The organism is Pseudomonas gingeri (genome assembly GCF_013385425.1).
Classification (GTDB): domain Bacteria; phylum Pseudomonadota; class Gammaproteobacteria; order Pseudomonadales; family Pseudomonadaceae; genus Aquipseudomonas; species Aquipseudomonas gingeri_D.
Genome location: NZ_JACAQA010000022.1, coordinates 129,257 through 141,595 on the forward strand (window position 1 = coordinate 129,257; position 12,339 = coordinate 141,595).

At 66.1% G+C, this 12,339-nt stretch carries 3 protein-coding genes; all 3 read left to right on the top strand.

Features of this window, described 5'->3' with window-relative positions; genetic code table 11:
• Window positions 1–6 precede the first annotated feature (6 nt).
• From HX830_RS24305 to HX830_RS24315, 3 genes are read left to right on the top strand one after another with little or no spacing between them, the layout of a single operon-like run.
• Window positions 7–981 (top strand): TauD/TfdA family dioxygenase, encoded by a 975-nt coding sequence (locus HX830_RS24305; protein ID WP_152736970.1) that lies wholly within the window; start codon window positions 7–9, stop codon window positions 979–981.
• Window positions 978–4,382, top strand: coding sequence for a non-ribosomal peptide synthetase (locus HX830_RS24310; RefSeq protein ID WP_177103099.1), 3,405 nt, complete (start codon window positions 978–980; stop codon window positions 4,380–4,382). The genes HX830_RS24305 and HX830_RS24310 overlap by 4 nt, the downstream gene beginning before the upstream one ends.
• Entirely contained in the window at window positions 4,379–12,331 is a 7,953-nt protein-coding gene (locus HX830_RS24315; protein WP_256350613.1) for a non-ribosomal peptide synthetase, read from the top strand. The genes HX830_RS24310 and HX830_RS24315 overlap by 4 nt, the downstream gene beginning before the upstream one ends.
• Window positions 12,332–12,339: the final 8 nt, after the last annotated feature.

Here is a 12,339-nt window from a genome sequence, read left to right on the forward strand (position 1 = left end):
GTCGTCATGAACACTGCATTGAGTTTGGATATCCGGCCGCTGCTGACCGGGTCGGGCACCTTGCCCATGCTGATCCAGGCGCCTGAACCCGGTCTCGACCTGCGCGAGGCGTTCGCCGAATGCAAGCCGCTGATCGACGCGCACCTGTACCGTGCCGGCGGGATTCTGCTGCGCGGTTTCGAGGTGGGCGGCGCCGAGGCCTTTCGCGAGTTCGCCGCCGGTTTCGGTCATCCATTGCTCAACTACGAGTTCGGCTCGACACCGCGCAGCAACGTGACCAAGGGGGTCTACACCTCCACCGAATACCCGGCGCACCAGAGCATTCCGCTGCACAACGAGCAGGCCTACACCCTCGAATGGCCGATGAAGATCTGGTTCTACAGCATGATCGCCGCGCAGACCGGCGGCGAGACGCCCATCTGCGACAGCCGTGAAGTCTATCGCCGGGTCCCGGCGCGGATCCGCGAGCGTTTCATCAGCAAGGGCCTGATGTACGTGCGCAACTACGGCAACGGCCTGGATGTGGAGTGGAGCCAGGTGTTCAACACCGAGGACGAGGCGCTGGTCGAGGCCTACTGCCGGGCCCATTCCATCGAATGCGAGTGGAAGGACGACGGCGAGTTGCGCACCCGCCAGCGCTGCCAGGCGGTGGCCCGGCACCCGGTGACCCAGGACATGGTCTGGTTCAACCAGGCGCATCTGTTCCATGTCTCGAACCTGCAGCCGGAAGTGCGCGAGACCCTGCTCGATGCGGTGGATGAGGAAGACCTGCCGCGCAATGTCTATTACGGCGACGGTTCGGCCATCGAGGTCGACCTGCTGGACGAAGTCCGTGGCGTGCTCGACGACTGCACCATCAGTTTTCCCTGGCAGGAAAACGATGTGCTGATGCTCGACAACATGCTCAGCGCCCACGCCCGTTCGCCGTTCACCGGCAAGCGCAAGGTGGTGGTGGCGATGGCCGAGGGGTACGCGCAATGAATCCGCGGGACGCACAGCAACTGGCCCGCCGTTTTATCGCGTTGCCGGAGGAGAAGCGCAAGGTCTTCCTCGCCGCGATGGACCGGGAGGGCGTCGATTTTTCGTTGCTGCCCATCGTTGCCGATAACGGCGTCGCCGAACGCGACGGCCTGTCCTATGCCCAGCAGCGCCTGTGGTTTCTCTGGCAGCTCGATCCCACCGGCGCGGCCTACAACCTGCCGATGGCCGTGCGCCTGAATGGTGTGCTGGAGCTGCCTGCGCTGGAGCAGGCCTTCAGCGCCCTGGTGGCGCGCCATGAGTGCCTGCGCACCACCTTTGGCCAGGACGGCGAGCGGGCTTTCCAGCGCGTGGCCGAGCCGAGCGCGGTACGCATCGCGATCAGCGACCTGTCCGCGCTGGCCCCGGACCTGCGCGTGCAGCGCGCCCGGCAAGCCATGGCCGAGGAGGCGGGGCAGGCGTTCGACCTGGAGCGCGGGCCGTTGCTGAATATTCGCCTGCTGCGCCTGGCCGAGCAGGAACATGTGCTGTTGCTGACCCTGCACCACATCATCGCCGACGGCTGGTCGATGAATATCCTGGTGGACGAGTTCACCCGTTTGTATGACGGCTGCGTCGCCGGCCAGGCACCGGGTTTGTCGCCCCTGACCGTGCACTACCGCGACTACGCCCTGTGGCAGCGCAGCTGGCTCGAAGCCGGTGAGCGTGAACGGCAACTGGCCTATTGGCGCGGGCACCTGGGTGAAGAGCATCCGCTGCTCGAACTGCCCACCGACCGAGCCTATCCGGCCCAGGCCAGTCACCGTGGCGCGCGCCTGGAAGTGCAGGTCGACGCGGATCTGCGCCAGCAACTCAAGACCCTGGCCCAGCGCCAGGGGGTGACCTTGTTCGTGGTCCTGCTGGCTTCGTTCAAGACCCTGCTATACCGCTACAGCGGGCAAACCGATATCCGTGTCGGGGGCCTGATCGCCAACCGTACCCGCAGCGAGACCGAGGGCCTGATCGGCTTCTTCGTCAACACCCAGGTGTTGCGCAGCGAGGTCAGTGGCCAGCAATCCTTCGCCGAGTTGCTGCAGCGCGTACGCGAGGCCGCCGCCGGTGCCCAGGCCCATCAGGAACTGCCTTTCGACGCCTTGATCGAGGCCCTGCAACCGGCCCGTAGCCAGAGTCACAACCCGCTGTTCCAGGTGATGTTCAACCACCAGCCGTTGGTTACCGATGTGCAGGGCAAGACCCTCGCCTGCGGGCTGCAGGTGCAGCACCTGGGTGCGGAGGAGGGGGCTGCGAGTTCGCGGGAGCACGCCGCCGCCAGCGACCTGATGCTGGAAACCCGCGAGGAAGGCGAGCAGCTGTTCGCCGCCTTTACCTATGCCGCTGATATTTTCGACGCTGAGACCATTGCCCGTCTGGCCGGGCACTGGCGCAATCTGCTGGCGGCTGTGTGCCGCGATCCGCAACAGGCGGTGGCGCAGTTGCCGATGTTGGTGCCCGAGGAAATCATCCAGTTGCTGGGCCATTCGACCGGCAAACCGGCATCGGTCGCTGATCCGATGCTGCTGCCGCAGCTATTCGAAGCCCAGGTCCGGCGGACCCCCGAAGCCACAGCGCTGATCCTCGCCGAACCCGAAGGTGCACCCCACCTGACCTACGCCGAACTGAACCGCCGCGCCAACCGCCTGGCCCATCTGTTGCGCGAGCGTGGCGTCGGCCCCGACGTGCTGGTGGGGCTCGCCGTGTCCCGCAGCCTGGAAATGGCCGTGGCCATCCTCGCCGTGCTCAAGGCCGGTGGCGCCTATGTGCCGCTGGACCCGCAAACCCCCATCGAGCGCTTGCAGCACGTCCTGCAGGACAGCGGCCTGCAACTGTTGCTGACCCAGAGCCCTTGGCTGGCCAGCCTGCCGACCTTCCAGGGCGGCGAAATCCTCTGCCTGGACCAGCTCGACGACTCGGCCTTTTCCGACCACGACCTGCCGCCAGGCATCGAGCCGGATTCCCTGGCCTATGTGATCTACACCTCGGGCTCCACCGGCCGGCCGAAAGGCGTGGCGATCAGTCATGTCGCCCTGGCCGAGTTTATCGCCCGGGCCAGCGAATACAGCCAACTGGTGGACTCCGACCGAGTCCTGCAAATGGCCATCAGCAGCTTCGACGGCTTTGTCGAACAGTTCTTCCCGCCGCTGTGCCTGGGCGCCTGCGTGGTCCTGCGGGACGGGCGCCTGTGGGACAGTGCGACCCTGCATGACGCGATCCTTGAACACGGCATTACCCTGGCGGACCTGCCGGCCGCCTACTGGCACCTGCTGGTCCAGGACTGGGCGGCCCGTCCGCCGCAGCACTACGGCGTACTGCGGCAGATCCATATCGGCGGCGAGGCCATGGCGGTCGACGGCCTGCGTCTCTGGCCGCTCGCCGGCCTGGGCCACGTACGGCTGATCAACACCTATGGCCCGACCGAAGCCACCGTGGTTTCCACCACCCATGACTGCTCGGCATTGTTGCCCGAAGACGTGTCCTGGCGCGGTGTGCCCATCGGCCAGGGGTTGCCCAGTCGACGGCTGCTGGTGCTGGACGACGAACTGAACCTGCTGCCCCAGGGCGCGGTCGGCGAGTTGTATATCGGCGGGCCCGGACTGGCGCGCGGCTATCAGGGGCAACCGGCCCTCAGTGCCCAGCGCTTTATCGTCGATCCGTTCAACCCCGGCGAGCGCCTCTACCGCAGCGGCGACCGCGCCCGCCTGCGCGCCGACGGTGCCCTGGAGTACGTCGGTCGGGTCGACCACCAAGTGAAGATTCGCGGTTTCCGTATCGAACTGGGGGAAATCGAAGGTCGTCTGTTGCAGTGCCCGGGCGTGCGCGAAGCCGCCGTGCTGGCCCTGCCGCTGACGGGCGGCACGCAACTGGTCGGCTATCTGGTGGCGGAGCAGGCCGCGGACGCGGCGACCCTGCGCCAGCAGGTCAAGACCTTGCTGCAAGGCTGGTTGCCCGACTACATGGTGCCGACCCACCTGCTGCTGTTGCCGCGCCTGCCCCTGACCCCCAGCGGCAAGCTGGACCGCAAGGCCTTGCCGCTGCCCGATCCGAGCCAGTTGCAGGCCCGTTACCGGGCGCCCCACAGCGAGATCGAACGCAATCTCGCCGAGATCTGGGAACAGGTCCTGCAGGTGCCGCAGGTCGGGCTCGACGATCATTTCTTCGAATTGGGCGGGCATTCGTTGCTCGCCGCCCAGGTGATCGCGCGGATCAAGGCGCGCCTGGCGGTCAGCCTGCCGTTGCGCAGCCTGTTTGAAACCCCCTTGCTGGGGGACCTGGCGATTGAAGTGGCGAGCCTGGCCAAGGGCGTCGGCGAGAGCGACTGGGGTGATATGGAGCAGTTCATGAGTTCGCTGGAGGAGGTGGGAGCATGAGTGCCCAGGCCGCATTGAGTCTTGCCAAACGTTTTATCGGCCTGCCGCTGGAGCAACGGCGGCAATTCCTCGCCCGCCTGAGCCAGCAGGGCAAGGATTTCAGCCTGCTACCGGTGCCGGTCAGCCGCCATGAGCAGGCGGTGATTCCCTTGTCCTATGCCCAGCAGCGCCTGCTGTTTCTCTGGCAGCTCGAACCGGACAGCGCCGCCTACAATATGGCCGCTGCCTTGCGCCTGCGCGGTCAGCTGGATGAAAGCGCCATGCAGCGTGCGTTTGAACATCTGGTCCAGCGCCACGAGGTACTGCGCACCCGTTTCCAGGTCGACGGCGAGCAGCCGCGCCAGGTGATCCTGGAACAGCAGGCGCTGCCGCTGGAGCGTATCGACCTGACGACCTGCGCCACGGAGGCTCGTGAAGCCGAGTTGGCCGAGCGGGTTGCCGCGCTCACCGCACAACCCTTCGATCTGCTCACTGGTCCGCTGCTGCGAACCAGCCTGATCCGGCTCGACGAGGAACAATGGGTGCTGCTGGTGTGCATGCACCATATCGTCTCCGACGGCTGGTCGATGGACGTGATGGTCAAGGAGTTCGTACAGGGCTATCAGGCCTTCTGCCAGAACCGCGAGCCCGGGCTGCCGGAGCTGGCCTTGCAGTACGCCGACTATGCGGTCTGGCAACGCCGCTGGCTGGAAGCGGGCGAGGGCGAGCGGCAGCTGGATTACTGGCGGCAGCAATTGGGCGAGGAGCAGCCGCTGCTGGAGGTGGCTGCCGACTTCCCGCGTCCACCGGTGCAGAGCTTCCGGGGCCAGACCCTGCGTTTCGATTTCGGCGTCGAGCGTTCGGCGCAGCTCCAGGCCTTTGCCCGCAGCCAGGGCCTGAGCCTGTTCATGCTGGTGCTCGGCGGTTATGCCTGGTTCCTGTCCCGGCACGCCGGACAACGGGATATCCGCGTCGGTGTGCCCAACGCCAACCGTGGTCGGGCCGAGGTCGAAGGCCTGATCGGCTTCTTCATCAACACCCAGGTGTTGCGTTGCGAAGTCGACGAGCGCGAGAGTTTCCTTGAGCTGCTGGCGCGGATTCGTGAAAGCAGTTTTGGCGCCCAGGCGCACCAGGAGTTGCCGTTCGAACAACTGGTGGATGCCCTGGCGCCGCAACGCAGCCTGGACCACAACCCGCTGTTCCAGGCCAAGTTCAACCAGAACGTCGGCATGCAGAAGCAGCGCACCCTGAGCCTGCCGGGCCTGCTGGTCGAGGAATACCCGCTGCACAAGGACGGCACCCACTTCGATCTGGCCCTGGACATCACCGACGCCGGCCATCTGATCCTCGGTGAGATGACCTATGCCAGCGACCTTTACCAACCCTCGACTATCGAGGGTTTCATTGCTTCGTTGCTGCGGCTGTTCGATGCCGTGCTGCGCGCCCCGCACGCGCCGCTGCTGAGCCTGGAAAACCGCCCACCGGCCCTGGCGACGGAACCCCGTATGGCGGCGATTCCGGTGCTGCAACAGTGGAACGCCCAGGTGCAACGCCAACCCCAGGGACTGGCCGCTCGCTGCCTCGAGCGGACCCTGGGTTTCCTTGAACTGGACCAGGCGGCCAATCGCCTCGCCCATCATCTGCGCGACCAGGGCGTCGGCATCGGCGAGCCGGTGGCGGTGCTGATGGAGCGCTCGCTGGACTGGCTGACCTGTGTCCTGGGGATTCTCAAGGCCGGTGCGGTGTATATGCCGCTGGACAGCAAGGCCCCGGATGCGCGTTTGCAACCGATGCTCGAACGCGCCCGCGCGCGCCTGCTGCTGTGCGCCGAAGGCGATCCCCGGGTGACGACGCTGGCCGTTGCCGGTTGTATCGGCCTGGCTTATGCCCCCGGACAATGGCGTCATCAAGCCGATACCACGCCGGACCTGGACCTGGCGGAACAGGCCCCGGCCTACGTGATCCATACCTCCGGCTCCACCGGCCTGCCCAAGGGCGTGCTGGTCAGCCACGGGGCCCTGGCCAGTTATGTCAGCGGCCTGCTGGAGCGTCTGGAGCTGGCACCCGAGGCGAGCATGGCGCTGGTCTCCACCATCGCCGCCGACCTCGGTCACACCATGCTGTTCGGTGCCTTGTGTTCCGGGCGCACTTTGCATGTGCTCCCCGAAGAGCTGGGTTTCGACCCCGACCGCTTCGCCGAATACATGCGCGAGCATCAGGTCGGCGTATTGAAGATCGTTCCCGGCCATCTGGCGGCGTTGTTGCAGGCGAGCGAGCCCGCCGACGTGCTGCCCTGGCATGCGCTGATCGTCGGTGGCGAAGCCTGTTCGCCGGGGTTGTTCGAGCAGATACGGGCACTCAAGCCGGACTGCCGTTTTATCAATCACTACGGTCCCAGCGAAACCACCGTCGGGGTGTTGGCGAACGAAGTCTCGGCGCTGCATCCGCATGCCCGTGGTGTCGCGGTGGGCCGCGCCTTGCCGGGTGCCCACGGCTATGTGCTGGACGATGTACTCAATAGCGTCGCCGAGCAGGTGCCGGGCGAGCTGTATATCGGTGGCGCCAGTGTCGCCCTGGGTTATCTCGGGCAGCCGGGGCTGACCGCCGAGCGTTTCCTGCCCGATCCTTTCGGTGCGCCGGGAGCGCGGGTCTATCGCAGCGGCGACCGCATGCGTCGCACGCGCCAGGGACTGCTGGAATTCCTCGGGCGCAATGACGACCAGGTTAAGATTCGCGGTTACCGGGTGGAGCCGGCGGAAGTCACGCGGGTGCTCCAGGGCCTCGACGGCGTGGCCCAGGCGGCGGTCCTGGCATTGCCGGTGGATGAGGACGCCGGGCGCCTGCAACTGGTTGCCTACTGTGTCGCGGCAGCCGGTGCGCAATGCTCGGTCGATGACCTGCGCCGCCAGTTGCAGGCGTGTCTGGCCGATTATCTGGTGCCGGCGCAGATCGTGCTGCTGGAGCAATTGCCGCTGACGGCCAACGGCAAGCTGGACAAGCGCGCGTTGCCGCAGCCGGGTTCCGTGCAGCAGGGCTACGTTGCCCCGGTCGGCGAGATCGAAGAACAACTGGCGGCGGTCTGGGCCGATGTGCTCAAGCTGGAGCGGGTCGGCATCCGCGACAACTTCTTCGAACTGGGCGGTGACTCGATCCTCAGCCTGCAGATCATCGCCCGGGCCAAGCGCCTGGGCATCCGCCTCAGTCCCAAGCAGTTGTTCGAGAAGCAGACCATCGGCGAGCTGGCGAGGGTGGCGAAGCGGATCGAGAAAAAGCCGGCTGGCGATGTCATGGCCCAGGCCAGCGGTCGGCAGTTGTTGCTGCCGATCCAGGCACGTTTTTTCGAGATGGAGATTATTCAGCGTCAGCACTGGAACCAGTCGCTGATGCTCAAGCCCCGCGAAACCCTGGAGGCCGCGCCTCTGCAAGCGGCGTTCGCGGCGCTGGTGGCGCAACACGATGCCCTGCGCCTGAGTTTCGAACAGCAGGAGGGTCAATGGCAGGCGCAGTATGCGTCGGCGGCTACGACCGATCTGCTGTGGGTCCGTGAACTCGCCGACCCGGCGCAACTGACGGAGCTGGCCGATCAGGCCCAGCGCAGCCTGGACCTGAAAAACGGTCCGTTGTTGCGTGGGGTGTTGGTCAATCTGCCCGCCGGCGAGCAGCGCCTGCTGCTGGTGATCCATCACCTGGCGGTGGACGGCGTGTCCTGGCGGATCCTGCTGGAAGACCTGCAGCAGGCTTATATTGCCAGCGTCTCCAGGCAGCCACCGGCGCTGGCCGCGCGCAGCAGTTCGCTGCAGACCTGGGCCGAGCAGTTGCACGGTTATGCTCGCAGTGAACGTCTGCTGGCCGAGCGTGATTACTGGTTGCAGACCCTGGCGGGCGACCTCCAGGAATTGCCGTTTGAAGTGGCTCCCGGGCAGGCGCCTGGCGGCGAGGTCGGTCATGCCAGCTCACGCCTGGACAAGACGCTGACCCAGCAACTGTTGAAAGTCGCGCCGACGGCCTATCGCACCCAGGTCAACGACCTGCTGCTGACCGCCCTGGCGCGGGTGCTCTGCGACTGGAGCGGGCAACCGTCGGTATTGGTCCAGCTCGAAGGTCACGGTCGCGAAGACCTGTTCGACGACCTCGACCTGAGCCGCACCGTGGGCTGGTTCAGCAGTCTGTTTCCGCTCCGCCTCACACCCCAGGCGGAGCCGGGTGTTTCCCTGTGCGGCATCAAGGAGCAACTGCGGGCGGTGCCGAACAAAGGCATCGGTTATGGCGTGCTGCGTTACCTGGGCGATGCCGGTTTTGCCCGACAACTGGCGGCCTTGCCCCAGGCGCGGGTAACCTTCAACTACCTGGGCCAGTTCGACGGCAGTTTCACCGAAGCCGACGGCGCGCTGTTCGTGCCCAGCGGCGAGTCCACCGGGCGCAACCAGCCCGAGGATGCACCGCCGGGCGATGGCCTGAGCCTCAATGGCCAGGTGTTCGACGGCGAGCTGCAACTGGATTGGGCGTTCAATCGCCAGCAGTATCGGCCTGAAACCATCGAAGCCCTGGCCCGCGCCTATGAACAGGCCCTGGCCGAACTGATCGGACATTGCTGCCAGGGCGGACAACTGGGCGTGACGCCATCGGACTTCCCGCTGGTGACTCTCAGTGCCGGGCAACTGCAGCGTCTGCCGGCGGCGGCGGGGGCGATCGAGGATCTCTATCCGCTGTCGCCGATGCAGCAGGGGATCCTCTTCCATCATCTGGACGATCCGGAGGGGGCGGCCTATATCAACCAGCTGCGACTGAATGTACGACAGCTGGATGTAGAGCGTTTCCGCCAGGCCTGGCAGCAGGCCGTGCAGGCCCATGAAATGCTGCGCACGGTATTTGTCTGGCCCCAGGAACTGGCGGCGCCGGTGCAGATTGTCCTGCGCACGTTGCAGATGCCGATGCAGGTCCACGACTGGCGCACGCGGGGCGAGCATGAGGCGGCCTTCGAGCAGTTGGCACAAGCCGACCTCGCCGCCGGTTTCGAGCCCCATCGCGGACCTTTGCTGCGGGTGACGCTGGTGCGCACCGGCGAGACCGAATACCGGATGATCTACACCAGCCACCATCTCCTGATGGACGGCTGGAGCACCTCGCAGCTGTTCGGCGAAGTGCTGCAACGTTATGCCGGGGTGAGCATTGCCCGGGGTACAGGACGTTATCGCGACTATATCGGGTGGCTCGGCCAGCGCGATGCCCGCGCCAGCCAGGACTTCTGGAGCGCGGCCGTGGCCGGTCTGCAGGAGCCGACCCGCCTGGTCGGGACGCTGGGCAGCCACGAACAGGCGCAGGGGTATGGGGAACATCTGCATGTGTTCAGCGAGGCGCTGACTGCCGGATTGAACCGTTTTGCCCGGGAACGCAAAGTCACCCTCAACACCCTGATGCAGGCCGCCTGGCTGCTGCTGTTGCAGCGGTATACCGGCCAGGATTGCGTGGCCTTCGGTGCCACCGTGGCCGGCCGTCCGACTGACCTGCCCGGGGTCGAGCAGCAGATCGGCCTGTTTATCAACACCCTGCCGGTGGTGGCGAGCCCTGATGCACAACTGACGGTGGGTGAGTGGCTGCAACAGGTGCAGGACCTCAACCTGGCGTTGCGCGAGCACGAGCAGACGCCGCTTTACGAGATCCAGCGTTGGGCGGGCCTGGGCGCGGGCGGGTTGTTCGACAGCCTGCTGGTGTTCGAGAACTATCCGATGGCCGAAGCGCTGGGCCGGGCTTCGGATGCGGGTCCTGAGTTCGCGGCTATAGAACGTTCCGAGCAGACCAATTATCCGCTGACCCTGGTGGCGGTGACCGGGCGCGAACTGATCGTGGATTGCGGTTACGACCGGGCTGGTTTCGACGCTGCGGGTGTGGCGCGACTGGGCCGGCAGCTGGAATACCTGATGCGCCAGTTCATGGTCGACGCGCGCCAGCCGTTGGGTGCGCTGGAGTTGCTCGACCCGGCCGAGCGGCAGGTCGCCCTTGACTGGAGCCGGCGCTCTTCTGTAGGAGCGAGCTTGCTCGCGATGGACGTCAACGATAACGCGGGGTACCTGGAGAGTCACGGTGCCCTTGCGCTCATCGCGAGCAAGCTCGCTCCTACAGGGGCAGCGTTCAATCCGCGGATCCGGGGTCATGTGCTTGAGCATCTTGCGGATCAGGTCGCCGGTCAGCCCGAGGCCCCGGCGATCCTCTTCGCCGACTGGCAGCTGGACTACCGGACCCTGGACCGGCGCGCCAATCGCCTGGCCCACCTCCTGCGCGAGCGCGGCGTCGGCCCCGAGGTGCGGGTCGGCGTGTGCCTGCGTCGCACCCCGGACCTGATCGTCGCCTTGCTGGCGATCCTCAAGGCCGGCGGTGCCTATGTGCCGCTGGACCCCGAGTACCCGCGCGAGCGGCTGTTGCATATGCTCGACGACAGCCACGCGGCGCTGTTGCTGAGTGAGGCGATCCTCCTCGAACGCCTGCCTGAGACGCTGCCCGCTCCGGTGCTGCTGATAGAGGAGGGCGACGACTGGCTGGCGAGCTACCCGACCAGCACGCCGTCCGTGGACACCTGCGGGCAGAACCTGGCCTATGTCATCTACACCTCGGGTTCTACCGGCAAGCCCAAGGGCGTGGCGATCACCCATGACAACCTCGCGGCCTTGATCCACTGGTCGTTGCAGAGCTACGACCGCGAGCAACTGTGCGGGGTACTGGCCTCGACCTCGATCTGCTTCGACCTGTCGGTCTGGGAGATCTTCGTCACCCTGGCCGGTGGCGGCTGCCTGGTGCTGGCGGACAATGCCCTGGCGCTGGCGGAGCTGCCGGCCCGCGAGCGGGTCACGCTGATCAATACGGTGCCCTCGGCCATCGCCGCGCTGTTGCGGGCCGGGCAGATCCCGGCCTCGGTCGGCACCCTCAACCTGGCTGGCGAGCCACTGAAGCAGACGCTGGTGGATGCGCTCTACGCCGGCACCCGGGTGCGTCAAGTGTATGACCTGTACGGTCCTTCGGAAGACACCACCTATTCGACCTTCAGCCTGCGCACCGCTCAGGGCACGGCGAATATCGGGCGTCCATTGGAGAATACCCAGGCCTATCTGCTCGATCCCGGCTTGCAGCTGTTGCCCGCCGGGGTGGCGGCCGAGTTGTACCTGGGCGGTGCCGGGGTTTCCCGGGGCTATCTGGGCCGACCCGGACTGACCGCCGAGCGTTATGTGCCGAATCCGTTCGGCACTGACGGCGAGCGCCTGTATCGCACTGGCGACCTGGTGCGCCAGGGCGAGGGCGAGCGGATCGAGTACATCGGTCGCGCCGACCATCAGGTGAAGATTCGCGGTTTCCGCGTCGAGTTGAGCGAAGTCGAAGCCTGTCTGCTCGAGCAGCCGTCGGTGCGCGAAGCGGTGGTGCTGGCCCAGGAGGATGCGGCGGGCAAGCACTTGCAGGGCTATGTGGTGACGCCAGCGGGGATTGTCGATGCCCAGGCGTTCATCGCCGGTCTCAGGACTGCCCTGGCCGCGCGCTTGCCGGCACATATGGTGCCCGGCCAGTTGCACCGGGTCGAGGCCTGGCCGCTGACCCCCAATGGCAAGCTCGACCGCAAGGCCCTGATCGCCCTGGGCAGCGGCCCCCGGCAGCAGCACTACGAGGCGCCGCGCAGCGAGTTGCAAGGCCAGGTCGCCGCGCTCTGGCAGGAGGTGCTGGGGATCGAGCAGGTGGGCCTGGGCGACAACTTCTTTCAGTTGGGCGGCCATTCGTTGCTGGCGACCCTGGTGGTCAGCCGGATCGGCGAACGCCTGGGCGACAAGATCCCCCTCAAGGAACTGTTCCAGGCCGACAACCTGCTGGCGTTCTGCGAACGGATCGAAGCGCTGCGCGGTGCATCGTCGCCTGTTCAGGATGAATTGGCTAAATCCCTGGAGGCCCTCAAACGTCTATCCCTCGAAGATCTGGAAAAACTGATTTCTTGAGGGGAAGC

What these genes read in the sequence shown, in the direction of transcription:
- HX830_RS24305 (WP_152736970.1), top strand. Translation starts at nt 7, where the DNA reads ATGAACACTGCATTGAGTTTGGATATCCGGCCGCTGCTGACCGGGTCG.
- HX830_RS24310 (WP_177103099.1), top strand. Translation starts at nt 978, where the DNA reads ATGAATCCGCGGGACGCACAGCAACTGGCCCGCCGTTTTATCGCGTTG.
- HX830_RS24315 (WP_256350613.1), top strand. Translation starts at nt 4,379, where the DNA reads ATGAGTGCCCAGGCCGCATTGAGTCTTGCCAAACGTTTTATCGGCCTG.